The organism is Pseudomonas sp. GW821-FHT01E10 (assembly GCF_059422365.1).
Window position 1 is genome coordinate 353900 of sequence record NZ_JBWKWT010000001.1, and the last position, 22965, is coordinate 376864.

Below are 22965 nucleotides of genomic sequence, written 5' to 3' on the forward strand. Positions count from 1 at the left end.
GAGGTTGAGGTCAAGCCATGTGCGCTTCTTTCGATTCGACCTCCGGCGTCACTTCAAACCGATCCGCCAGAAACGGTGTGATATCCAGCGGCAACGGCTCGTTATTCACCAGTTTGTCCAGCACCACGCCGGTAATCGCCGAGGTCAGGATGCCGGTGCGGAAATGTCCGCAGGCATTGAGGTAACCCTGCACGCCTTTCATCGGCCCGAGAATCGGCAGTTCGTCCGGCGAACCAGGACGTAACCCGGCCCAGCAACGTTTAAGGTTGATGTCAGCGAGCGCCGGAATGCAGCGCACTGCGCCTTGCACCAGGCTGCTGATTTCCGGGTAGGTGGTGGTCACGTCAAAACCTTTGTCTTCGGTGGTGCTGCCGATCAGGATTTCGCCATTGTCTTTCTGCGCCACGTAACAGTCGCTGGTGGTCAGGCAACCGCGCAGGATCTTCGGCATGCGCTCGGTCAGCAGGATCTGGCCCTTCACCGGTTTCACCGGAATGCGAATGCCGGTGGCCTGCTCGCTGAGGTCGGCGGCCCACGCACCCGCAGCGTTGATCAGCGTATCGCAACGGAACACACCGGCCTCGGAGGTCTGCACGCCAGTGACCTGCGAGCCGTGATGCAGCACCCCGGTGACGTTGGTGTTGAAGTACAGGTCCACACCGTTTTGCCGCGCGCCTTCGGTGTAGGCATCGGCCAGGCGGAACGGGCTGACCTGATGGTCGCAGAGAAACTCCAGCGCCCCCCTCGCCTCATGGCTGACACTTGGCTCGGCTTCGCGCAGTGCCGCTTGATCGAGCCAGCGCACCTGATCCGCCAGGTGCGGAATGCACGCCACGATGTGCTCGGCGTAGAGCCGGTCTTCATCGTCGTAGATCACGAATTTCAAGCCGGTCCTCTCGAACTTGAAATCCATCCCGTGATTGTCCTGCAGCTCCCGGTGCAAATCCGGGTACATCGCGTTGGACTGCAAGGCGAAATCGAAGAACGACTGCGGCAGGATATGCGGCGTGCTGGAGTCCACCGCCACCGCCGCGCCCTGGGCTTCGCGCTTGCGATTGGCCGACATCATGCGGAAGAAAATCACCCCGCAGCCCAAGCCCACCGACTCACCGATCGCCCACAAGCCCCCGGCCGAAGCACGGGTCGCGTTGCCGGGTCGCTTGGCGTCGATCAGCGCGACTTTCAGGTGTTTGCGCTTGGATAACTGATAGGCGCAGGACGCCCCGATCACACCGCCGCCGGCGATGATCACGTCGTAGAACTTACTCATGGCTTGCAGCCTCCGTGCCGACAGACTGGAATGCTGAAAAAGGAATCGGGTCGACGGGAAAGCGCGGTCGCAACCAGCCCACATCTTGCCGCCCGGTGGCTTTGCGCAAACGGTCCGTGCAATAACCGACGCACATCCGCCCCTGACAGTCGCCCATGCTCACGCGGGTGCGCATTTTCAGGCTGGCCAGGTCTTGCACACCCTGCTCCAGCGCCCGATCGATGTCGGCGCGGGTCGCGTGCTCACAGCGGCAAATCACCGTGTCGGCGACCGGCAATGCGGTCTGCCCGGCACCGCGTTCGGTGTAACGGTCGACGGCGGCGCGAAAGCGCACGATGGACTTGAGTTTCGAAAGGTAGCGGTCACGTCTGACCCGCGCCAACTCCGCATCCAGCACGTCACGTTGCAGCAGGATCGACACTGCTGCGATTCGTCCCGCGAGCATGGCCGCCTCGCCTCCGCGAATTCCGCCCATGTCACCGGCCAGATGCACATGGGGTTCGCTGCTTTGCTGCCAGACATTGGCGCTGGCCCGCAGGTAGCCGTCATCGCTGAAGCCGTGGTCCAGGCCCATTTGCTGGCTGAGTTGAGTGCGAGGAATGAAGCCATAGCCGACCGCCAGGGTCTGCGCGGCAATCCGTTCGGCGCGGCTCAGGTCTGGCTCCCAGGTGCTGGAGTACGGCGCGACAGTCACCGAACTCAACTCATCCTCGCCCTGTGCGTCGACCACGCCCCAGCCATAGTGCATGGGAATGCCGTGCAGTTTCAGGTACGCGAGCATGCTCAAACCGTCGAGGAACAACTGTGGCTTGTTCAATAGCGCGAGGCTTTCCCGAGCGATCTTGCCGAACCCGCACGCCTCGTAGACTCCGGCGACGCTCACCCCCGAAGCGTGTAGCTGGCAGGCCACCAGCGGCAACAGCGGACCGGTGCCGGCAATCACCACCGGCCCCTGGGGTTGAACGACGCCGCTCTTGATTTGCAGTTGCAAACCACCCAGCAGAATCACCCCAGGCAAGGTCCAGCCGGGGAACGGTACGCTGCGCTCATGGCAACCGGCAGCCAACAGCAGCTGCGGGTATTGGACCTCCTGCAAATGCTCATTGACGTCCAGCACCACCAACGCCCGGGTACCTTCGGCGCCGACCACGCGGTGGTTCAAGCGCACGTCGATCAGGCCCGACTGCTCGTGGAATTCTCCATGCAGTTTGGCCAGCACTTCCGAATAGCGTGGCCCCAGGTAATCCAGTTGCACGTTATCGCGCAAGGGGCCGCGATAGACCACCCCGCCAAGACGCGAAGCCTCTTCGAGCAAGGTACAACGCACACCATGGCGCGCCAGTTCAATGGCCGCGGCCATACCCGCCGGCCCGCCGCCGACGATCACCGGTTGCAGGCTCATAAAACCTCCTGCCCGGCGATACGGTTGACCCGGGTTTCGATGCGCATGCCCTCACGCACGATCGTCTGGCAGGCACGCCGTTTGTGGCGCCCATCGATTTTCACCAGGCAGCATTGGCACACGCCCATGCCGCAATAGGCACCGCTGATTTGATCGTGATCGTTACGGGCCACCTGGCGGATGCCCAGTGACTGAATGACCGTCAGGACGGTTTCGCCGATGGCGGCGCTGACAGTCTGGCCATTGATGCACACAGTCATATCCGCCCGCACCAGTGGCTGGATATCGAAGGTTCGGTTTATGCGTTGCATTGCGATTGTTCATCCGTGAAAGGTTCAGGTGAGATTCTTCAGCTCCATGCTGCACTACACCTTGCGGGCCACCTGACTAATAACAACGAGAAGGTCTGCACTGGTACTTCGACAACGCATCAGCTGCGCGTCCAAGCAATGTAGTCAATACCGCGAGATGGGGCTGGATCTTTTTATGTTAGGAAATATCGCCGAAGGAAATATTGATCCAGGCCAGTGAAAACACCTGCGTCCTATCCAACATCGACGCTAAGCATTGCGCTAAGCGTTTTTTGGCTGCAAACGAATTACTTGCGCTTGTAACTCTTGTTGCCGCTGGGCGTCAGGCAATACACCCCGCCTCTTGGCCCGGTGCAGAACGTACCGGTACCGCAGGCGCAGCCATCGGTTTCCTGTAACAGCGTCTGCGGCCGCGCCTGGCTTTTAGTGCCAAACATCGCCGAACAGCTTTTCTTTGAACCGCTGATGGAGCCGTCATTGCACAGGAACAGATCGCCGTCGCAACGATCGATACCGCCCTTCTTCCCCGAACACGGCGTATTGGCAGCCCAGGCGGATGAACCGAACAGGCACAACAGCACAAATATTGGCATCCAGCCACGAACCATTAAAGTGCGCACAGTGCAGCTTCCATTTAGAGTCATGGCTGGATGATATCAATGTTGCGACCAGCCTCACGAGACCACATGAAAGTTAATTTAATCAGCCGCATGTAATTCTTGGCAAAATGCCTCAACTTCGTATTGAACCGATTATCAGGCAAGCCCTATGACCCGTATTTTGACCATCGAAGACGACGCCGTGACCGCCCGGGAAATCGTCGCCGAACTGAGCAGCCACGGCCTCGAAGTGGATTGGGTCGACAATGGCCGCGAAGGCCTGGAGCGCGCCGTCAGCGGCGACTACGACCTGATCACCCTCGATCGCATGCTGCCGGAGCTCGATGGCCTGGCGATTGTCACCACCTTGCGCACCATGGGCGTGGCCACGCCGATTCTGATGATCAGCGCCCTCTCCGACGTCGATGAACGCGTGCGTGGCTTGCGCGCCGGCGGCGACGATTACCTGACCAAACCATTCGCCACCGATGAAATGGCCGCCCGGGTCGAAGTCTTGCTGCGCCGGCAGAACACCGTGACCGCCCAGGCCACCACGTTGCGCGTGGCCGATCTGGAGCTGAACCTGATCAGCCACGAGGCCAGACGCAACAGCCAGTTGCTGACGCTGTTGCCCACCGAGTACAAGTTGCTGGAATTTCTGATGCGCAACACCGGGCAGATTCTGTCGCGGATGATGATTTTCGAAGAAGTATGGGGTTATCACTTCGACCCCGGCACCAACCTGATCGACGTGCACATCGGCCGTCTGCGCAAGAAAATCGACCCGCCAGGCAAAGCCCCACTGATTCGGACCGTGCGAGGCTCGGGTTATGTCATTGCTGAACCCCTCTAAAGGCTGGCGTTCCTCCAGCAGCCGTTTGCTGGCGCTTTACAGTTCGCTGTTCGTCGCCTGGAGCGCGATTCTCATGGGGGTCATGTATTACGAGGTGTCCAACTACCTCGACACCCTGGCCAAACACTCGCTGATGCAACGTCAGCATCTGTTTTCACGCTTCCAGGGCGAGCAACTGGTGGATGCCCTCGCCGCCAGCATGACCTTCGACATTCGCGGCATCGATGCCTATGGTCTGTTCGATGACCAGCAGCGCTACCTCAGCGGCGCCTTGCGCCAGATCCCCGAAGAACTGCCGCTGGACGGCAAAATTCACATGCTCGGCGATTGCGCCGAATCCGACGACCCGACCCTGCCCGCCGACAGCTGCGACGCCGTCGCGACCCGAACCCTGGACGGCCGCTGGCTGGTGCTGGTGCGGGACAACGGTTCGTTGTTTGCCGTGACCCGGATCATCCTGCACGCGCTGTTGTGGGGCGTGTCGCTGACGATTTTGCCGGGCATCGCCGGCTGGCATTTATTGAGACGGCGCCCGCTGCGGCGGATCCGGGCGATCCAGGCCAGCGCCGAAGCCATCGTCGCCGGCGACCTGACCCGGCGCCTGCCGTTGTCCAATCGCCGTGACGAACTGGACATGCTCGCCGCCATCGTCAACGCCATGCTCGAACGCATCGAGCGCTTGATGCATGAGGTCAAGGGCGTGTGCGACAACATCGCCCATGACCTGCGCACGCCGCTGACTCGTCTGCGGGCGCAGCTGTACCGGATTCAGCAGCAGGCCGATGAAGGCTCGACGCTGGCCGTGCAACTGGATTCGGTGCTCGGCGAGGCGGACACCTTGATGGCGCGTTTCCGTGGCTTGTTGCGGATTTCCGAACTGGAGGATCGCCAGCGCCGTTCGGGGTTCGTGCGACTGGACCCGGTGCCGTTGCTGCGGGAGTTGCATGACTTTTATCTGCCGCTGGCGGAAGAAGGCGAACTGACCTTTGAACTGCAAATGCCCGAATCCTTGCCCGGGCTCAACGGCGACCGCGCTCTGCTGTTTGAAGCCGTGGCGAACTTGCTGAGCAACTCGATCAAATTCACCCCGCCAGGTGGCCAGGTGATTTTGCGTGGGGTGAATGACGCGGGGCACACGCGCATTGAAGTGCTCGACTCCGGCCCCGGGATTGCGCCGGCCGAGCGCGAGGCAGTGTTTCAGCGTTTCTATCGCGCCGAAGGCGGCAACCCGCAAAGCGGATTCGGGCTGGGCCTGTCGATCGTAGCCGCGATTGCCAGCCTGCATGGGTTTACGCTGGAGGTGGACAGCAGTGAGTTAGGGGGTGCGCGGTTGGTGCTCGATTGCCGGCAGAACCTGATTCCCCAGGCTTGACCCAATCTCCATAACAAAGAAGATCAATGTGGGAGCGGCCCCCTCGCCACAGGGCCACTTCCCACAGCGGATTTATGCTGTTATCGGGCCAGGGCTCGACTCAATACCCGGGAACCTCGCGCAAAAACTCTGACAGGTCGGTGATCGGCGGTATGGCCGGAATGTCGAAGTACATCTGAATCACCCAGCCCCGGTGATAGCTGGCGTGGTTGACCACATGCAACAGCATGGCGCCGGCACTCATGACCCCGCTTTCCCCCGACATGGAGGTGAATTCGATGGGTTTATCCAGCGACTCCTCGGTCTGGGCCGAGCTCCAGCCACAGAACCATTGATCAATCTCCTGTTGCGCCATTCGCAACTCGGCGAGCTCGGTATGGAGCAGGCCATGGGAGGTCTTGAAGTCGTGCCCCCGGCCCTCCAGATGAGCTTGCCAGATGCAATCCACCACATAGGTGTGGTTCAAGGCGCCGATCATGTTATTGAACACCGACACCCGTTTGCGATTGAGTTCCTCAGGTGGCAGCGCCATGAGGCTGTCGAAGAGTCGCTGATCGGCCCAGCGCTTGTAATCGGCGAGCATGCGGGCAGTGCGTACGTTGATCATCAGAGATCTCCCATGGCGATGGGCGCATTGCCAAGAATAGTCCTCGCAGCTGGTTGCAGCCTAAACCCTGATCATCGGTTGCGCCGCACGACTTTGTAGCAGCTGCCGAAGGCTGCGTTCGGCTGCACAGCAGTCGCTAAACCATACGCTGCGGGTGGGTCAGATAAACCACGTGCGCAGGATTCACGACTGCTGCGCAGCCGAACGCAGGCTTCGCCAGCTGCTACAGCGTTTCATTGCGAATTAAACGCTGCACCACCCGTTCGGCCAGCGCCAGGCAACTGGTCAGCCCCGGCGATTCGATGCCGAACAAGTTAACCAAACCCGGTACGCCGTGAACGTCCGGGCCGCTGATGATGAAGTCGGCGGCCGGCTCGGTCGGCCCGCTGATTTTCGGGCGGATGCCGCTGTAGGCCGGTTGCAGACTGTCATCGGGCAACGCCGGCCAGTAGCGCCGGATCGCCTGATAGAAGCCTTCGCCACGATGGGGGTCGACGCGATAATCGATCTGCTCGACCCATTCGACATCCGGCCCGAAACGGGCCTGACCACCCAGGTCCAGGGTCATGTGCACGCCCAGCCCGGCGCTTTCCGGTGCTGGATAAACCAGATGCCGGAACGGCGCCTGGCCGCTGAAACTGAAGTAGCTGCCCTTGCACAGCCAGGCCTTGGGCACGTGCCGCGCCGGCAAGCCTTCGATCCGGCTCGCCACCTCTGGCGCAGACAGTCCGGCGCAGTTGATCAGTTCACGACAGCTCAAGGTCATCGGCTGAGTCCCCCCCATGTGCAGCTCGAAACCCTGTTCGGTACAACGGGCCGATGTAAGCGGCGTATGAAAGGCCACCGAGGTGCCCCAGGCTTCGGCATCGGCCTGAAGCGCCAGCATCAAGGCATGAGAATCGACAATCCCGGTAGACGGTGACCAAAGCGCTGCAACACAAAACAACGCCGGCTCAAGCGCTCGTGCCTGACCGGCATCCAGTAATTGCAGGTCATCGACACCGTTGCGCCGGCCTTGCTCCAGCAACGCCTGCAAGGCATGGCGCTGACGGTCATCGGTGGCCACGATCAGCTTGCCGAGGCGCCGGTAATCGACACCGCGCTCATCGCAGAAGGTATACAGGCGTCGCTTGCCCTCCACGCACAATTGCGCCTTGAGACTGCCGCTCGGGTAATAGATCCCGGCGTGGATCACTTCCGAATTGCGCGAGCTGATGCCCACGCCAATCCCCTCGCCCGCCTCGACCAGGATCACTTCTCGTCCGGTCCGGGCCAAGGCTCTGGCCACCGCCAGGCCGACCACGCCAGCCCCGACTACCACGCATTCGATATCGACGCTCACCTGCCCTCCACTCATTCAAGCCAGCCCTGGATGCGATAATCGATCAGGCTGGAGGATATCGCCAGCATGACTTCATACGGTCTGCTACGTGGCGTTCACACTCTATGTTTAATTTCCCATTTAACGATCATTCAAAATAACAATTAACTGTCATTGACCTGAACACTTTCCAACTTCCCCCCTTCAACACAACCTTAACCGGCTATCGGCGATTGACTTTGCCAACCTGCCTGAGTAAATTGCGCCGACCGATAACAACGGCTTTTTTCAACTCACAAAAGAATTCAATGGACACAGTATCTAGTCGCTGTCGGATGACTGCTCACACGCAGGATCTGGCACATAACCCAGACAATGACGGGCCTCGACTTTTCGGTCGGGTGAGCTGCGCTAGAGCTTGAGGCTCCACCGTAACTTGCCTCACCGGAATCATTCCGGCCCAGAGGCATGTTATGAACTTCAAAACCACTGTACTGCCGGGCGTACGCGCCTTTGCATCGACCATGCGGGTCAAGCCCTGCCGTGAGCGTCTGCCGACGACTCGGCTCTGCGCCCCGTTCTCCGCCCCTTCTACCCACGCCAAGGTGCGCCCTCGTGCCAACTGGCGTGTCTGCCCAACGACGGGCCGGCTTCAGCAACGCTGGAGCTTCGACGACAGTCAGGACCCACAAAGTCGGCGCATCGCGCGCCTCTTCCAGCAGGCGAGCCTGATGCTCGGCCTGTCTATCGGGGCATGCATTTTCAGTTGATCTGAAGGCACTTCAAAGTCCTTCCAGAACGGTTTCCTTAAACGGGAATCCGACAACTTCTTATTGCCCGTAAAAAATCTGAATTATTGGAATTAGTTGCGGACCATCAAGTAACACCACAATCACGGGTGTTATTCAGATACCACGAGCCGGGTTCCGGGCCTTCAATAAATGCAATACGAAACAAGGGAGAGCCCTCATGTCGGGAACTACTCTACTGATCAACCTCGCCGGCTCCATTGCCCTGTTGCTATGGGGCACTCATATGATTTCTTCGGCGCTGTTACGCGGCTTCGGCACGCCGCTGCGTCAGTGGCTGGGCCACAACCTGAACAACCGCTGGATGGCGTTGCTGTCGGGGATCGGTATCACCGGGGTCTTGCAAAGCAGCACCGCCGTGAGCCTGATGGCGACCTCGTTCACTGCCGCCGGGACGCTGGGACTGGCGCCGGCCCTGGCGGTGATGCTCGGCGCCAACATCGGCTCGACGTTGGTGGTGCAATTGCTCAGCGTTGATGTGTCGATGCTCACGCCCAGCGTTTTGCTGGCGGGCCTGATCGTCTTTCGTCTGCGCGATGACTCGCGCTACGAAAGCGTCGGTTGTGCACTGATCGGCCTGGGGCTGATGCTCCTGGCCTTGCACATGCTCGGCTCCACATTGGCGGAAGTCGAAGGCACGCCGATTTTCCAGCTGATCATGCAGAGCCTCGAGGGCGATCTGGTCATTGCACTGCTGGTGGCGCTGATCCTCACCTGGCTGTGCCACTCCAGCGTGGCCGTGGTGTTGCTGATCGTCTCGCTGGCCGCCACTGGCATGCTCTCGGCCAGCACCATCGTCGCGCTGGTGCTGGGGGTGAACATTGGCGGTGCGCTGCCCTCGGTCATCAACGCCGGATCGAGCGTCGGCCGACGCCTGCCGCTGGGCAACCTGCTGGTGCGTGCGGTCGGTGCTCTGGCGGTCTTGCCGTTTGCCGGGTTGCTCGCTCAGGCGCCGCTCGCGCCCTCGACCCTGGTGGTGTGCCTGCACACCGGTTTCAATCTACTGCTGGCGTTGGTGTTCATCGGTCTGACCGACGTACTCGCCAATGCCCTCACCCGACTGCTGCCGGCACCTGAGCGGGATGTCGATCCCGGCATGCCGTGCTATCTGGACGAGGCCGACCTGGAAGTGGCCAACATCGGCCTGTCGAATGCCGCTCGCGAAGCGTTGCGCATGACCGACATGTTCTCGACCATGCTCGGCCGGATGCTGCAGCTGTTCCACACATCGCTACCGGCCTGCGCCGATGAAGTGCAGCGGATCGATCAATCCCTGGACCTGCTCAGCGCGGCGATTCGCGCTTATCTGGCCGACATCGGCAAGGAAGGCATCAGTGATAGCGATGCCGATCGTTCCCAGGAAATCCTCACGTTCGTGATCAACCTCGAACATGCCGCGGACATTCTTTCCAGCAGCCTCACGCAGTTGGCCATGCGCCGCTTGCGTCGGGGTGAACAGTTCTCGGCCTTCGAACTGGGCAACATCGCCCCGCTGCACGACGCCGTTCTGGAAAGCCTGAGCCTGGCGATCACCGTGTTCCTGCGCGAAGACATCGCCACCGCCCATCAACTGATCCAGCGCAAGGAGACCGTCAGAAGGCTCGAAGCCTGCGCCAGCCGCGAGCACTTTCGCCAGTTGCAGGAAGACAAAAGTACCTGGGCGCAATCCGGTGATATTTTCCAGCGGGTACTGCGTGATTACCGGCGCATGCATCACCACATCGCCGCCCTGGCGTATCCGCTGCTCGAACGCGCCGGTGAGCGCTCGGTCGAGAGCATCGATGCTCCCGCTACGGGTCGCATGACGGTAGATCTGGCTGGAATTGAGTGAGGCATATGTCGATCGGCAGGGAACTCCTGACCACCGCCGGGCATCCTAAATTATGTGTTACTTCTTTTACGCTTCACGCTTCGGAGGACGCCGTCATGCGCCGTCTGTTTTTAGTATCTTCACTCGTGCTTTGCTTGCCCTTTGGCTCAGCCATGGCCCGTGTGGATGCGGGCGATGTCGCCACCTCAGCCGGGGTATCCGCATCGCTGTACTCAACGTTCAAGGATCACAAAATGGTCATTCCCGCCCGGGATGACGCCTCCAGTTTTGTCGCCAGCGGCGGCACGATCCGTGGCGTTTACCTGGAGTCGGTATTGAAGGAAATTCGCCAGAATCATCCCGACCTGAAGGCCAGCGATGAAGACCTGGCCAGAGCGATCCTCGTTCAAGAAGGTGTTCCAGCCGGTCAATAAAGTCTGAAACGTAAGCGGTAGGGCTAGTGACAGCCCTACCTTGCTTCAACGCTGTGTTTTTCGACCCCGGCAGACAGGCGTGCCCAACCGGCGACCAACTGCGCGCTGATGCTGACGCCGCCGCACACCACAATCACTACGTCATGGGCCTCGGCAATTGCCGGATGGTCGAGGTAGGCAATCGCCAATGAAACGCCACACGCCGGTTCGACCAACTGGCGCAGGTCGTTGGCGTAACGAACCACGCCCATGATCGCCTCATCATCGCTGAGCACCACGCATTCATGCGGGAAATCAAGGATGTGCTGCACCGGCCAAGCGGCCACTTGCGCGGCGCCGAGTGACGTGGCAACGGTGTCGATGCGCGGCAGTCTGACCGGGTGCCCGGCAGCGATGGCGGCAGCGAACGACGCCGCCCCTTGGGTTTCGCATGCAACGATCCGACAATCCATGCGCTGATGACGGATCAGGCCGGTGAGCAGGCCCGCCAGCAAACCGCCGCCCCCCACGGATGTCACCAACGCATCGACTTGAGGGCAGTCCTCGAGGATTTCATCGACCATCGTACTGTGCCCTTCCCACAACACCGGGTGATCGAAAGCCGGCACGTATTCGGTGTCTGCGCCCTTCGCGAGTTCTTTCGCCCGCTGATTGGCCTCGTCCCAGACCTTGCCATGGACAATCACCTCGGCACCGGTTTTCCTGATCCTGGCGCGGGTGGTTTCCGGGGTCGTGTTCGGCACCACGATGCAGGCTTTCAGCCCAAGGTTGGCGGCGGCCACGGCCGTGGCCAAACCGGCATTGCCACCGGAAGGACAGACGACTTTGCGCTTGCCCTGCTCTGCCGCCTGACTGCATAACAGGCCCATGCCGCGCAGTTTGAACGAGCCGCTGGGTTGCAGGTTTTCCAGCTTGAGCCAGATTCGCCGGGTCGGAGTCGACAGACCCGGGTGCAGAATCAGGGGCGTTCTGATGTGAAGCATCGTGTGCTCCTTGTGACAGCACCGGCGCGTTGAGATCTTTCAACGGGCCGGAAGTGAACGGACAGGCTCATCCTTATCCAAGCTTAGTTCACCCTGCTCGACGACTACCGCTCTCATAACGGACTGCCCTCTACACTGGTGATATGCCCTTTTTGCGAGATCAGTTATGAAAATCTCAGCCAAACTCGCGTTTTTCGCCCTCGTCAGCACCCTTGCCTACCTCGCTCTCGCGGTGTTCGGGCTGGGCGGGTTGGCGGCGTTTTTCTCGCATCCACCGCTGGTGGTCATTGCGCTGGCAACTCTGGTGATGACGATCGTGTCGTTATTCAGCGAAGTCAATTTGAGCTCCGGCGAACGTGAAGACCGGGCCAATCGCTGGGTGCTGCCGGTTTTCGGGGTGCTCGGGTTGTTGAGCGGATATCTGCCGGCCTACACCGACCGGATCGACTTCTGGACCTTCGGTGGCGAGGGCGTGCGATGGCTGGGTGCGCTGCTGTTCATTGGCGGCGGCGCGTTGCGGATGTGGCCGGTGTTTGTACTGGGCAAGCGCTTCAGCGGATTGGTGGCAATTCAACCTGGACACCGCCTGGTCACCGACGGAATTTATCGGAATGTGCGCAACCCCAGCTACCTGGGGCTGCTGATCAATGGCGTGGGCTGGGCGCTGGCCTTTCGTTCCGGTGTCGGGTTACTGCTGGTGGCGCTGATGTTGATACCGCTGATCGCCCGCATTCGCTCTGAAGAAGCGCTGTTACGCTCGCAGTTCGGCAACGAATACGAAGCTTATTGCGCCCGTAGCTGGCGATTGATTCCGGGGATCTACTGAACTGACCGCATCAGGGCCGTGTCGATTACAAAAAGTGTAAACGGATCAGGTTATTGGCATCCACATGGCTCGTGACCGAGTCATAACTGGCCAGTGTGGCGTGCCGGGTCTGAAGGGGATGAACGTGGGTCGCGGTGATGACCATGATGTTGGCACCCGCCGCTTCACCTGCGCGAATTCCGACGTCGGCGTCTTCGAAGATCAGGCACTCGGCTGGGTCCACCTGCAGTCGACCAGCCGCCAGCCGATAGCCCGCAGGATCGGGCTTGCCGGCGCTGACATCTTCAGCGGTAACCATCACGCCAGGCTCGGGAATACCGGCCGCGGCCATTCGGCGCAACGCCAGGGCCCGCGGTGCAGAGGTGACGATGGCCCATTGGTGGGCGGGCAGCGACTTGAGGAAATTCGCCGCGCCGGACACCTCGACAATCCCCTCCACATCATCGATTTCCGCCTCGGTGATCCACGCCGCTTCAGCTTCGGCATCTACCCCTGGCAACGCCAGGCGATTGATGGTGTCGATGGCGCGAACGCCATGGATGGTCGGCAGAAAGGTTTCGACATCGACGCCGTGGCGCACGGCCCAGGTAGTCCAGATCCTCTCGGCGGCGGCGATGGAGTTGAGGACGGTGCCGTCCATATCGAACAGCAAGCCACGGAATGACCTGTTGAGCAGGGATGTTTTGACAGACAAAGGGCGACGTCCTTTTGCAAGAGCCAGGCAAATGTTGTCAGCTAATGTACACCAGCGCCTACAGGGTTCGGGTCGACTGCAAGGCGCGTTGCACACAATCGAGCAACTGCCCCACCGCCCAGGGTTTCTTGATGAACGAAACCGGATGCTTGACCCCGGAGCTTTTCGGAGTTTCGAAGCCGGACATGATCATGATCGGTTTGTCTGGCCAACGGTCGCCAAACTGATTGGCCAGGTCCGCGCCATTGAGTTTGCCCGGCATGGTGATGTCCGTCAGCAACAGCCCCACCTCCGGCGCGTGCTGCTCCAGAAACTGCGAAGCCGCATCCGCGCTGATCTGTGGTTTCACCGCAAAACCTTCCTCCTGAAGAATTTCGCAAAGAAACTCGAGGATCAACGGGTCGTCCTCAACCACAAGAATCAAACCGTCAGACAAATGCGCGCCCGCCGTCGATACTGGACTCATCACTGTGCCACTCCCTGATTGTTTCATTGGTTGCGCGGGCTCAAATCCGCCTCCTATTCAGGTATGAGCAGCGGACTTCGCGGAAAATTCATTTTTGATGCGGTTGTCCTGGAGATTCTCTGTTCAAGCCGACATACACGACCGTTTGTCAGCGCGTAATTGTGGTTAAAATGCCGCCCCCTTCTACATTGCCGACCTTGCCCGATGAATCCAGACGCCCTCTCCATCCTCCACGACCATTTGCTGACAGCACTTGCGGCCGCCCCCGCAGAAACCCGTCGGCTGTTTCACGGCCGTGGGCGCTGCTGGCCGGGGTTGGAGCAATTGACCGTCGACTGGCTCCAGGGCGTGGTGCTGGTCTGCGTATTCAAGGAGCCGCAAGCGTCGCAACTGGATGATTTGAAGCAGCGACTGATGGCGATCACGCAGGCGCCTGCGTGGAAAGCCTCAGGCGCGCATACCTTGCTGCTGCAACATCGCTATTTGCAGGAAAGCACCACCGAATGGCTGATCGGGGAGCCTATCGAGGAAATGACGATCACCGAGGGCGGCTTGCAGTATCGCGTGGACCTGGGCCGCAAACAGAACACCGGCCTGTTTCTCGACATGCGCTACGGCCGCGATTGGGTGCGGTCCAATGCGGATGGCAAGCGGGTGCTGAACCTGTTTGCCTATACCTGCGGGTTTTCGGTGGCCGCCATCGCGGGAGGCGCTACCCATGTGGTCAACCTGGACATGTCCCGCGCGGCCCTGAGCCGTGGTCGCGACAATCACCGGCTCAACGGCCATGACTTGAGCAAGGTGAGCTTTCTCGGCCACGACCTGTTCAAGTCCTGGGGCAAAGTGATCAATAGCGGCCCTTATGATCTGGTGATCATCGACCCACCTTCCTTTCAGAAAGGCAGTTTCCTGCTGACCAAGGATTATCAGCGTGTGCTGCGCCGTCTGCCGGAGTTGCTCAGCCCCCAGGGCACGGTTTTGGCCTGCATGAACGACCCGGCTTTTGGCGCGGACTTCCTCATCGACGGCGTCACCCGCGAAGCACCGAGCCTGCGGTTTGAGCAACGGTTGGAGAATCCGCCGGAGTTTCCCGATGCCGATGTTGAGTGTGGGTTGAAGGCGTTGGTGTTCAGGCAGGGGTAGTTGAAAATCAAAAGGGTGATTCAACACCAGGCAGGCCGGCCAGACTCAGTAGACTAATGGTACTTGAGCCCGAACCCGCGGCTTCCTACGATGATGATACGCAGCGGTTGGAGGTTTAAGCCGTTGCGTAAGTGGTGGGTGAACTGAACCCCAATAAGCCCACCCCTTGTTTCATGCGCATCTTGAGCCTCTCGGCTCTACTTCCTCCCCATCAAAGAGCTTTGAGGCTCTTTTTTTGTCTGTCAAAAAGCCTCGGCGCTGACCGCTCGGCAACGCTGAACATCCTGCTCCGCGTCGCAGCGTCCGGAGGCAGCGAAAAGCTCACGACCGATCGCGCGCGCAGCCTGCAGATGAACCGTCGGTTCCTGGATTTCCGATTCGAGCAGCAACTCGGACGTCACCACGCAAGCACCGCAATAATCGAAGATCCCATGGTCGATCTGCGTCTTCATGGCGTCGGCATAACCGTGGCGCGCATAGGTTCCTGCGTCGGCACCGCCAACACCCACCAGATGAACCCGCAGATGGCGAAGCTTCTTCTCCAACGTGGCATCCGCCGCGAAATCGAACGCCCAGCCATTGGCGAACACACGGTCGATCCAGCCTTTGAGCAGCGCCGGCATCGACCACCAATAAACCGGATAAACCAGCACCAGCGCATCGGCGCGATCGATTCGCGCCTGCTCGGCGGCCACATCGGCGGGCGGCGGTGCTTCACGGTGATGGACGGCGAGATCGGCCGCGCCGAATCTCGGATCGAACCCTTGCGCCCAGAGGTCCGCAATTTCGAAAGAGTGGTCGGCATCCGCCTCGGATACACCTTCAGCGACGTGCCTCGCGAGGCTATGGGTAAGCGATTGGGGGTCATGGTGAGCCACAACGATGAGCGCGTGCATAACAAAATCTCCTGCTACGGAATGAGTGATTGAGGGTGAAAGACGAGCCTTATATACTCTTGGTAAGTTACGTTCAGTAAGCTACTTTTGGTATATAGCCATGTCAAGCACCGAAACACCCGAGCAAGATTCCAGTCCGCAACCGCGCCGGCGGATGTCGCGGGAGGAGCGCCTGCGCCAGTTGCTGGATGTCGCCTGGCAACTCGTTCGAGAGGAAGGTACGGACGCGTTGACGCTTGGCCGGCTCGCCGAACAGGCGGGGGTCACAAAACCGGTGGTTTACGATCACTTCACCACCCGCCCCGGGTTGCTGGCGGTGCTCTATCAGGAGTTCGACGCACGTCAGACCGCGCTCATGGATACCGCGCTCGAAGCCAGTGAACCGACACTGCCCAGTAAGGCAATGGTCATCGCCTCGTCTTATGTCGACTGCGTTCTGCTTCAGGGCCGCGAGATCCCGGGTGTGATCGCGGCGCTGACGAGCTCGCCCGAGCTGGAAAAGATCAAGCGCGAGTACGAAGCGATCTTCATGGGCAAGTGCCGCAACGCCCTGCTCCCCTTCGCCGGAACCGGTGATATCGCGCCAGCGAGTCTTCGGGCGATGCTCGGTGCCGCCGAGGCGCTGTCCCATGCCGCCGCGACCGGAGAAATCACCGCGGAGCAGGCACAGGACGAACTCTTCGAAACGATCGTGGCGATGGTCGAAAGGAGCGCACGCTTCAGGAGGGTCTAGAAACCTAACGCGCATCGTAGGGCTGGCAAGCACCCGCCAGGACAGCAGCGTATTGCCACCTATACTCAAGCCACCTTCCCCGCGCTACCCACAATAAAAAGCAGAGGTGGAAAATGGTCTGGCAGCAAATCTACGACCCCTTCGGTAACCCGGTGCTATCAACCCTCATGGCGGCGACGCCGGTGGTGGTGATGCTGGTTTCCCTGGCGTTTTTCCACATCAAGGCGCATCTGGCGGCGTTGTTGGCCCTGGGTTCGGCCTTGCTGATCGCGATTTTCGCCTTCGGCATGCCCGCGAACATGGCGGGCTCGGCCGCACTGTTCGGCGCCGCCAACGGTCTGTTGCCGATTGGCTGGATCGTGCTCAACATTATTTTCCTGCATCGGCTGACCACCGAGAACGGCTCGTTCAAAGTGCTGCAAGACTCCCTGGCGCGCATCACCGACGACCGACGTCTGCAATTGCTGCTGATTGCCTTCTGCTTCGGTGCCTTCTTCGAAGGGGCCGCCGGTTTCGGCACTCCCGTGGCGGTAACCGGGGCCATTTTGATCGGGCTGGGTTTCTCACCCCTGGCCGCGTCTGGCCTGGCGTTGATTGCCAATACCGCGCCCGTGGCGTTCGGTGCTCTGGGCACGCCCGTCATCACCCTGGCCAAAGTGACCGGGCTGGATGAAATGGAGCTGTCGATGATGGTCGGTCGGCAGTTGCCGTTCTTCTCGGTGATCGTGCCGTTCTGGCTGATCTGGGCCTTCGCCGGATGGCGCAAGATGCTGGAAATCTGGCCGCCGATTCTGGTTGCCGGCGTCAGCTTCGCCATACCGCAATTCCTCGTCTCCAACTACCACGGGCCAATGCTGGTGGACGTCATCGCGGCACTGATTTCCATGGCCTGCCTGACTGGTTTCCTCAGGGTCTGGAAACCAGCCACGGTGCATACCTCGGCCGCCCTGTCAGGGCGAGTCGACAACTCCAAAATAGCCCAGGAGCATGACCAGAAACCCGTCGCCAGCGCGACCTTTGCCAGCGATGCAAAACCCGCGGTTATGCGCGCCTGGATGCCGTGGATCATCCTCACGGTGTTCGTTTTCGCCTGGGGCACCCAGGGCTTCAAAAACTTGTTCGATACCCGCCCGGCCATGGATCCGCAAATCCACTCGGCCAAGCTTGATCCGCAGGGCAAACCGATGCGCGAGGCCAATCCGATCTTTGCCCCGGGCGTGACCTTCACCACGATTCATCAACAGATCGAGAAGGTCCCGCCGGTGGTGCCCGCACCGAAAGCCGAGGACGCGATCTACAAGTTCACCTGGTTCACCAGCACCGGTAGCGGCATCTTGCTCGCGGCGATCCTCGGCGGGCTGCTGATGGGTTATTCCATCCCGCAACTGCTGAACCATTATCTGCGAACGCTGTGGGTGGTGCGCTATTCGCTCACCACCATTGTGGCGATGCTCGCCCTGGGTTTTCTCACCCGCTATTCGGGCCTCGACGCCACCATGGGCCTGGCCTTCGCCGCAACGGGCATTTTCTACCCGATGTTCGGCACCCTGCTCGGCTGGCTCGGCGTGGCCCTGACCGGCTCGGACACGGCCTCCAACGTGCTGTTCGGCGGCTTGCAACGGGTGACCTCCGAGCAACTGGGCCTGAGCCCGGTGCTGATGGCCGCCGCGAACAGTTCTGGCGGGGTCATGGGCAAGATGGTCGACGCCCAGTCGATCGTGGTCGCGTCCACCGCCACCCGCTGGTACGGCCATGAAGGGGAAATCCTGCGCTACGTGTTTTTCCACTCCGTGGTGCTGGCGATTCTGGTCGGCGGGCTGGTGACGTTGCAGGCGTATGTGGCGCCGTTTAGCCATATGGTGGTGGGTGGGCACTGATCCAGGGGGGCGGGCCTGATCGCGAACATTAATTCCAGCCGCCCCCCATTACCTTGTACAACGTCACCCGGTTGCTCTGCTCGGCCAGACGCAGGGTGATCAGGTCCTGTTGGGCGCTGTACAACGAACGCTGGGCGTCCAGCGCTTCGAGGTAGCTTTGCGAGCCGCCGCGATAGAGCGCGTCGGCCAGTTCAAAGCTTTTACGGCTGGCGTCGGTCAAGGCTTGCTGGGCCGTCAGACGTTGGTCCAGGGTGCTGCGCACCGCCAGGGCATCGGCCACTTCCTTGAAGGCGGTCTGCAAGGTTTGCTGGTAGGTCTGCACCTGAATTTCACGCTCGACCTTGGCCGCATCCAGTGTCGCGCGATTGCTGCCGGCATCGAAGATCGGCAGGCTGACGCTCGGGGCGAAGGTCCAGGCGCCGCTGCCGGACTTGAACAGGCCGGACAAGGCCGAACTTGCAGAACCGGCATTGGCGGTCAGGCTGATGCTCGGAAAGAACGCCGCCCGCGCCGCGCCGATATCCATGTTGGCCGACTTGAGGGTGTGTTCGGCGGCCAGCACATCCGGGCGCCGTTGTAACAGACTGGACGGTAACTCATCCGGCACCTGCACCAGCAGCGCGACCGATTGCAAACTCGCACCGGGAAGCAGCTCATCGGGAACATCACTGCCGACCAGCAAGCGCAAGGCATTGCGGTCCTGGAGAATCTGACTGGCGTAGACCGCCACATCGCCTCGGGCCGACTCCACAGTAGTTTGTGCCTGGGCCAGGGCCAAGCCGGAAGAACCGCCCAAGGCATGGCTGCGTTGGGTCAGTTCGTAGGTTGCCTGTTGGCTGCGCAGGGTTTCCTGGGCCAGTTGCAAACGCTCGTTGTCCGCCGCCAGCGTCAGCCAGGCCGTGGCCACTTCAGCCACCAGGCTGATCTGGGTGCTACGCCGGGTTTCGGTCAGTGCCAGATAGTCTTCCAGCGCTTCGTCCTGAAGGTTCTGTACTCGCCCGAACACATCCAGTTCATAGCTGCTCAGCCCCAGTTGCGCACTGTACTCATGACTGGTGCTCGCCGTGCCGCTGCTGGACGTGCGGCTATGTGTGCCGCTGACTCCGGCATCGATGGTGGGAAACGCCGCCGCCCGTTGAATGCGATATTGAGCCTGGGCCTTTTCGATGTTCAGGCTGGCCAGACGCAAATCACGGTTGTTGGTCAGCGCCAGGGTCTGTAAGCGCGCCAGGCGACTGTCGGTAAAAAACTGCTGCCAGTGAATATCCGCCGCCGAATCGCCTGAGGCCACGCTGGTCGACGGCAACCATTGCCCGGCGACCGGCGCTTCGGGGCGCTGATACTGCGGCGCCAGATTGACACAACCACTGAGCAACACCAGAGCAGCCAACAAGGGCCAATGAAACTTGATCATGCATCACCTTTCTGCGCGGTTGGGTTGGCGGTTGTTGCGGTGGATACGCGACCGAAACGACGACGGATCAGCACGAAAAACAGCGGCACAAAGAAGATCCCCAGCACGGTGGCGCTGAACATGCCCCCCAGCACGCCAGTGCCGATGGCCTGGCGCCCGGCAGAACCGGCGCCGGAGCTCAATGCCAGTGGCAACACGCCGAACATGAAGGCCAAAGACGTCATCAGGATCGGTCGCAGGCGTTGGCGCACGGCAGTCAGTGTCGCGTCCCGCAGACTGTTGCCCTGCTCTTGCAGGTGCTTGGCAAACTCAACGATCAGAATCGCGTTCTTCGCCGCCAGTCCCACCGTGGTCAACAGCCCGACCTGGAAGTACACGTCGTTGCTCAAACCACTGAAGCGGGTCGCCAGCACCGCGCCGACCACCCCCAGCGGCACCACCAGCATTACCGAAAACGGCACCGACCAACTCTCGTACAACGCCGCCAGGCAGAGGAACACAAACAACACCGAGATCCCGTACAGCAGCGGCGCCTGGGAGCCGGACAAGCGCAGTTGATATGACTGCCCGGTCCACTCGTAGCCGATGCCTTCGGGCAGTTGTTTGATGATCGCTTCCACCGCATCCATCGCAACCCCGGCGCTCACCCCCGGTGCCGGATCACCGACCACCTCCAGCGAGGCGTTGCCGTTGTAGCGTTCCAGCAACGGCGAGCCATAGCTCCACGCGCTGCTGGCGAACGAGGAAAACGGCACCATCTCACCTTTGCTGTTGCGCACGAACCAGTGCTCCAGGTCGGCCGCCTGCATCCGCGCCGACGCCTCGCCCTGCACGTAGACCTTCTTCACCCGCCCCTGGTTGAGGAAGTCGTTGACGTAAGTGCCGCCCAACGCGGTGGACAAGGTGCTGTTAATGTCGCTGGTGCTCAGACTCAAGGCGCCGGCCTTGCGATCGTCGATGCTGACTTTGAGCTGCGGTGTATCGTCCAGGCCATTGCTGCGTACTCCCAGCAGCCGCGGGTCTTTCTTCGCCAACTCGATGAACTGCTCCCGCGCGGCGACCAGGGCGTCATGCCCCAGCCCGCCAAGGTCTTTGAGTTGCAGGTCGAAACCCGAACTTTGCCCCAGGCCACGTACAGCGGGCGGCTGCATGACAAACACGTTGGCATCGCTAATGCTCGCCAACGCCAGGGTTGCACGTTGGGCAATAGAAGCCGCGTCCTGCCCTTTCCCCGATCGCTCGCTCCAGTCCTTGAGTTTGATGAAAGCCCGGCCGGTATTCTGGCTGTTGCCACCCATGCCCAAACCGCTGATGCTGATCAGCGCCTCGACTTCCGATTGTTCGAGCATGTAGCTCTCGAACTGCTTCATCACGGCCTGAGTACGGCTATCGGTGGCGCCCACCGGCAATTGGATCTGCGCCATGAGGATGCCTTGGTCTTCGTCCGGTAAGAACGAAGTCGGCAGGCTGGCATAACCAGCACCCATCGCCAGCAAAATCACCCCGTACACCAGCAGGCTCCTACGCCCACGCTGCAAAATGCCGCCGACCCATTGTTGATAGCGCAAGGCGCTGCGTTCGAAGCTGCGGTTGAACCAGCCGAAGAAGCCGCCTTGCGCACCATTGCCCTGGGCATCGGACGGCTTGAGCAAGGTCGCACACAAGGCCGGCGTCAGGGTCATCGCCACCAGCACCGACAGGAGCATGGCGGAGACGATTGTCACCGAAAACTGCCGATAGATAATCCCGGTGGAACCACCGAAAAATGCCATGGGAATAAACACGGCGCTGAGCACCAGAGCGATGCCGATCAGTGCACTGGTGATTTCCGCCATGGACTGGCGAGTCGCCGCCAGCGCCGAAAGTCCCTTCTCACTCATCACCCGCTCGACGTTCTCCACCACCACGATGGCATCGTCCACCAGCAGTCCGATAGCCAGGACCATGGCGAACATGGTCAGGGTATTGATTGAATAGCCGAACAGCGCGAGCACGCCGAAGGTGCCCAGCAATACCACCGGCACGGTGATCGCCGGGATCAGCGTGGCCCGCAGATTCTGCAGGAACAGGAACATGATCAGCACCACCAGCACGATCGCTTCGCCCAGAGACTTGACCACTTCTTCGATGGACAGGCTGACAAAGGGGGTCGTGTCGTAAGCGATCACGTTCTTGAGCTGCATTTGCGCAGGGTAGAAAGGCTCCAGTTCCTTGAGTTTGGCCTTCACCGCTTCACCCACGCTCAGGGCATTGGCCCCGGCGGCGAGCTGCACGCCCATGGCGGCGGCAGGTTTGCCGTTGAGGGCAGAACTCACGTCGTAGCTTTCGCTGCCCAGTTCGACCCGCGCCACGTCCCCCAACAGCACCACCGCCCCATTGCTGGTGGACTTGACCACCACGTTGCGAAATTCTTCGGCGGTTTGCAGCTTGCTGCGGGCACTGATAGTGGCGTTCAACTGTTGCCCGGCCACCGCTGGCAAGGCACCGAGCTGGCCGGCGGACACCTCGGTGTTTTGTGCTTCCAGGGCGCTGCTGATGTCCGAGGGCATCAACGCATACTTTTCCAACAGGGCCGGGTCCAGCCAGATGCGCATGGCATAACCCGAACCGAGGGTCTGCACGTCGCCGACGCCATCGATTCGACTGATCTGGTCGAGCAAGGTGCTGGAAATGTAGTCGCCGATCTGGGTGCCGGTGACGCTTGGGTTGTCGGAGGCCAGGGCGGCAATCATCAGAAAGTCCGAACCGCCCTTGGTCACGGTCAGGCCTTCGCTCTGCACCGATTGCGGCAGTCGCGATTCAGCCTGTTGCAGTTTGTTCTGCACCTGCATCTGCGCCACATCCGGGTTAGTGCCGGCGGCAAAGGTCAGGCTGATGCTGGCGCTGCCCGCCGAACTGCTGGAGGCCGACATGTAGGTCAGGTTATCCAGCCCTTTCATCTGCTGTTCGATGACCTGCGTCACCGAGTTTTCCACGGTCTCGGCCGAAGCGCCGGTGTAGGTGGCGGAGATCCGTACCGTTGGCGGCGCGATGTCCGGGTACTGTTCGAGCGGCAGTTGGCTGATGGACAAGGCGCCGGCGAGCATGATGACGATGGCGATGACCCAGGCAAAAATCGGTCGATCGATAAAGAACCGCGCCATGC

The 22965-nt window shown here is 60.8% G+C and carries 21 protein-coding genes; 9 read left to right on the forward strand and 12 right to left on the reverse strand.

The window, feature by feature from the left end; genetic code table 11:
• Window positions 1-10 precede the first annotated feature (10 nt).
• The 4 genes from hcnC to AC07V0_RS01680 all read right to left on the reverse strand — a co-directional run bounded on the left by hcnC (window position 11) and on the right by AC07V0_RS01680 (window position 3591).
• Entirely contained in the window at window positions 11-1270 is a 1260-nt protein-coding gene (gene hcnC / locus AC07V0_RS01665; RefSeq protein ID WP_018928981.1) for a cyanide-forming glycine dehydrogenase subunit HcnC, read from the reverse strand.
• A complete protein-coding gene (hcnB, locus tag AC07V0_RS01670) occupies window positions 1263-2672 on the reverse strand; it encodes a cyanide-forming glycine dehydrogenase subunit HcnB (RefSeq protein ID WP_086945599.1) in 1410 nt (469 codons plus the stop codon). Before hcnB ends, hcnC begins: the two co-directional genes overlap by 8 nt.
• Window positions 2669-2983, reverse strand: coding sequence for a (2Fe-2S)-binding protein (locus AC07V0_RS01675; RefSeq protein ID WP_018928979.1), 315 nt, complete (start codon window positions 2981-2983; stop codon window positions 2669-2671). The genes hcnB and AC07V0_RS01675 overlap by 4 nt, the downstream gene beginning before the upstream one ends.
• Before the next feature lie 287 nt (window positions 2984-3270).
• A complete protein-coding gene (locus AC07V0_RS01680; protein ID WP_018928978.1) occupies window positions 3271-3591 on the reverse strand; it encodes a YdcA family protein in 321 nt (106 codons plus the stop codon).
• Window positions 3592-3751: 160 nt separating this feature from the next.
• On the opposite strand from AC07V0_RS01680, the gene AC07V0_RS01685 reads away from it, so the two are divergent.
• Together AC07V0_RS01685 and AC07V0_RS01690 are read left to right on the forward strand one after the other, a co-directional pair.
• Window positions 3752-4435 carry a response regulator transcription factor gene (locus AC07V0_RS01685; protein WP_064617594.1) on the forward strand — a complete coding sequence of 228 codons (684 nt, stop codon included), beginning with the start codon at window positions 3752-3754 and terminating at the stop codon, window positions 4433-4435.
• Window positions 4413-5807, forward strand: a complete 1395-nt coding sequence (locus AC07V0_RS01690; RefSeq protein ID WP_018928976.1) for a sensor histidine kinase — start codon at window positions 4413-4415, stop codon at window positions 5805-5807. The genes AC07V0_RS01685 and AC07V0_RS01690 overlap by 23 nt, the downstream gene beginning before the upstream one ends.
• 100 nt (window positions 5808-5907) lie before the next feature.
• Here AC07V0_RS01690 and AC07V0_RS01695 read toward each other — a convergent pair whose 3' ends face one another.
• Together AC07V0_RS01695 and AC07V0_RS01700 are read right to left on the reverse strand one after the other, a co-directional pair.
• A complete protein-coding gene (locus AC07V0_RS01695) occupies window positions 5908-6414 on the reverse strand; it encodes a DinB family protein (protein ID WP_018928975.1) in 507 nt (168 codons plus the stop codon).
• A 223-nt stretch (window positions 6415-6637) separates the two neighbouring features.
• Window positions 6638-7756 (reverse strand): NAD(P)/FAD-dependent oxidoreductase, encoded by a 1119-nt coding sequence (locus AC07V0_RS01700; protein WP_495019331.1) that lies wholly within the window; start codon window positions 7754-7756, stop codon window positions 6638-6640.
• Window positions 7757-8208: 452 nt separating this feature from the next.
• Between AC07V0_RS01700 and AC07V0_RS01705 the strand changes: the two genes are divergently transcribed.
• The 3 genes from AC07V0_RS01705 to AC07V0_RS01715 all read left to right on the forward strand — a co-directional run bounded on the left by AC07V0_RS01705 (window position 8209) and on the right by AC07V0_RS01715 (window position 10788).
• Window positions 8209-8505: a hypothetical protein gene (locus AC07V0_RS01705; protein WP_018928973.1), complete on the forward strand. Its 297-nt coding sequence runs from the start codon at window positions 8209-8211 to the stop codon at window positions 8503-8505.
• Window positions 8506-8704: 199 nt separating this feature from the next.
• A complete protein-coding gene (locus AC07V0_RS01710) occupies window positions 8705-10375 on the forward strand; it encodes a Na/Pi cotransporter family protein (RefSeq protein WP_086945601.1) in 1671 nt (556 codons plus the stop codon).
• Between the two features lie 95 nt (window positions 10376-10470).
• Window positions 10471-10788, forward strand: a complete 318-nt coding sequence (locus AC07V0_RS01715) for a DUF2388 domain-containing protein (protein ID WP_026286632.1) — start codon at window positions 10471-10473, stop codon at window positions 10786-10788.
• A gap of 35 nt (window positions 10789-10823) precedes the next feature.
• On the opposite strand, the gene AC07V0_RS01720 is transcribed toward AC07V0_RS01715, so the two are convergent.
• Window positions 10824-11771, reverse strand: coding sequence for a pyridoxal-phosphate dependent enzyme (locus tag AC07V0_RS01720; protein WP_064617590.1), 948 nt, complete (start codon window positions 11769-11771; stop codon window positions 10824-10826).
• 166 nt (window positions 11772-11937) lie between these two features.
• On the opposite strand from AC07V0_RS01720, the gene AC07V0_RS01725 reads away from it, so the two are divergent.
• Complete coding sequence (locus AC07V0_RS01725; protein ID WP_086945602.1) at window positions 11938-12597, forward strand: methyltransferase family protein; 660 nt, start codon at window positions 11938-11940, stop codon at window positions 12595-12597.
• Between the two features lie 25 nt (window positions 12598-12622).
• On the opposite strand, the gene AC07V0_RS01730 is transcribed toward AC07V0_RS01725, so the two are convergent.
• Together AC07V0_RS01730 and AC07V0_RS01735 are read right to left on the reverse strand one after the other, a co-directional pair.
• Entirely contained in the window at window positions 12623-13291 is a 669-nt protein-coding gene (locus AC07V0_RS01730; protein WP_018928968.1) for an HAD-IA family hydrolase, read from the reverse strand.
• A gap of 58 nt (window positions 13292-13349) precedes the next feature.
• On the reverse strand, window positions 13350-13757 hold the full coding sequence (locus AC07V0_RS01735) for a response regulator (RefSeq protein ID WP_018928967.1): 408 nt from the start codon (window positions 13755-13757) through the stop codon (window positions 13350-13352).
• Between the two features lie 204 nt (window positions 13758-13961).
• Between AC07V0_RS01735 and AC07V0_RS01740 the strand changes: the two genes are divergently transcribed.
• The gene (locus tag AC07V0_RS01740; protein WP_086945603.1) at window positions 13962-14900 is read left to right on the forward strand and encodes a class I SAM-dependent methyltransferase; all 939 of its coding nucleotides are present in this window, start codon (window positions 13962-13964) and stop codon (window positions 14898-14900) included.
• A 242-nt stretch (window positions 14901-15142) separates the two neighbouring features.
• On the opposite strand, the gene AC07V0_RS01745 is transcribed toward AC07V0_RS01740, so the two are convergent.
• On the reverse strand, window positions 15143-15796 hold the full coding sequence (locus AC07V0_RS01745; RefSeq protein ID WP_086945604.1) for an NAD(P)H-dependent oxidoreductase: 654 nt from the start codon (window positions 15794-15796) through the stop codon (window positions 15143-15145).
• A gap of 100 nt (window positions 15797-15896) precedes the next feature.
• Between AC07V0_RS01745 and AC07V0_RS01750 the strand changes: the two genes are divergently transcribed.
• Together AC07V0_RS01750 and AC07V0_RS01755 are read left to right on the forward strand one after the other, a co-directional pair.
• Entirely contained in the window at window positions 15897-16529 is a 633-nt protein-coding gene (locus AC07V0_RS01750) for a TetR/AcrR family transcriptional regulator (RefSeq protein WP_086945605.1), read from the forward strand.
• Window positions 16530-16642: 113 nt separating this feature from the next.
• Complete coding sequence (locus tag AC07V0_RS01755; RefSeq protein ID WP_495019332.1) at window positions 16643-18406, forward strand: L-lactate permease; 1764 nt, start codon at window positions 16643-16645, stop codon at window positions 18404-18406.
• A 28-nt stretch (window positions 18407-18434) separates the two neighbouring features.
• On the opposite strand, the gene AC07V0_RS01760 is transcribed toward AC07V0_RS01755, so the two are convergent.
• Both AC07V0_RS01760 and AC07V0_RS01765 read right to left on the reverse strand, forming a co-directional pair.
• The gene (locus tag AC07V0_RS01760; protein WP_086945607.1) at window positions 18435-19820 is read right to left on the reverse strand and encodes an efflux transporter outer membrane subunit; all 1386 of its coding nucleotides are present in this window, start codon (window positions 19818-19820) and stop codon (window positions 18435-18437) included.
• Window positions 19817-22963 (reverse strand): efflux RND transporter permease subunit, encoded by a 3147-nt coding sequence (locus AC07V0_RS01765; protein ID WP_495019333.1) that lies wholly within the window; start codon window positions 22961-22963, stop codon window positions 19817-19819. Before AC07V0_RS01765 ends, AC07V0_RS01760 begins: the two co-directional genes overlap by 4 nt.
• Window positions 22964-22965 lie beyond the last annotated feature (2 nt).

Excerpts from the sequence above, each read along its gene's own strand:
- hcnC (WP_018928981.1), bottom strand. The coding sequence starts at position 1,270 with ATGAGTAAGTTCTACGACGTGATCATCGCCGGCGGCGGTGTGATCGGG.
- hcnB (WP_086945599.1), bottom strand. The coding sequence starts at position 2,672 with ATGAGCCTGCAACCGGTGATCGTCGGCGGCGGGCCGGCGGGTATGGCC.
- AC07V0_RS01675 (WP_018928979.1), bottom strand. The coding sequence starts at position 2,983 with ATGCAACGCATAAACCGAACCTTCGATATCCAGCCACTGGTGCGGGCG.
- AC07V0_RS01680 (WP_018928978.1), bottom strand. The coding sequence starts at position 3,591 with ATGGTTCGTGGCTGGATGCCAATATTTGTGCTGTTGTGCCTGTTCGGT.
- AC07V0_RS01685 (WP_064617594.1), top strand. The coding sequence starts at position 3,752 with ATGACCCGTATTTTGACCATCGAAGACGACGCCGTGACCGCCCGGGAA.
- AC07V0_RS01690 (WP_018928976.1), top strand. The coding sequence starts at position 4,413 with ATGTCATTGCTGAACCCCTCTAAAGGCTGGCGTTCCTCCAGCAGCCGT.
- AC07V0_RS01695 (WP_018928975.1), bottom strand. The coding sequence starts at position 6,414 with ATGATCAACGTACGCACTGCCCGCATGCTCGCCGATTACAAGCGCTGG.
- AC07V0_RS01705 (WP_018928973.1), top strand. The coding sequence starts at position 8,209 with ATGAACTTCAAAACCACTGTACTGCCGGGCGTACGCGCCTTTGCATCG.
- AC07V0_RS01710 (WP_086945601.1), top strand. The coding sequence starts at position 8,705 with ATGTCGGGAACTACTCTACTGATCAACCTCGCCGGCTCCATTGCCCTG.
- AC07V0_RS01715 (WP_026286632.1), top strand. The coding sequence starts at position 10,471 with ATGCGCCGTCTGTTTTTAGTATCTTCACTCGTGCTTTGCTTGCCCTTT.
- AC07V0_RS01720 (WP_064617590.1), bottom strand. The coding sequence starts at position 11,771 with ATGCTTCACATCAGAACGCCCCTGATTCTGCACCCGGGTCTGTCGACT.
- AC07V0_RS01725 (WP_086945602.1), top strand. The coding sequence starts at position 11,938 with ATGAAAATCTCAGCCAAACTCGCGTTTTTCGCCCTCGTCAGCACCCTT.
- AC07V0_RS01735 (WP_018928967.1), bottom strand. The coding sequence starts at position 13,757 with ATGAGTCCAGTATCGACGGCGGGCGCGCATTTGTCTGACGGTTTGATT.
- AC07V0_RS01740 (WP_086945603.1), top strand. The coding sequence starts at position 13,962 with ATGAATCCAGACGCCCTCTCCATCCTCCACGACCATTTGCTGACAGCA.
- AC07V0_RS01745 (WP_086945604.1), bottom strand. The coding sequence starts at position 15,796 with ATGCACGCGCTCATCGTTGTGGCTCACCATGACCCCCAATCGCTTACC.
- AC07V0_RS01750 (WP_086945605.1), top strand. The coding sequence starts at position 15,897 with ATGTCAAGCACCGAAACACCCGAGCAAGATTCCAGTCCGCAACCGCGC.
- AC07V0_RS01755 (WP_495019332.1), top strand. The coding sequence starts at position 16,643 with ATGGTCTGGCAGCAAATCTACGACCCCTTCGGTAACCCGGTGCTATCA.
- AC07V0_RS01760 (WP_086945607.1), bottom strand. The coding sequence starts at position 19,820 with ATGATCAAGTTTCATTGGCCCTTGTTGGCTGCTCTGGTGTTGCTCAGT.
- AC07V0_RS01765 (WP_495019333.1), bottom strand. The coding sequence starts at position 22,963 with ATGGCGCGGTTCTTTATCGATCGACCGATTTTTGCCTGGGTCATCGCC.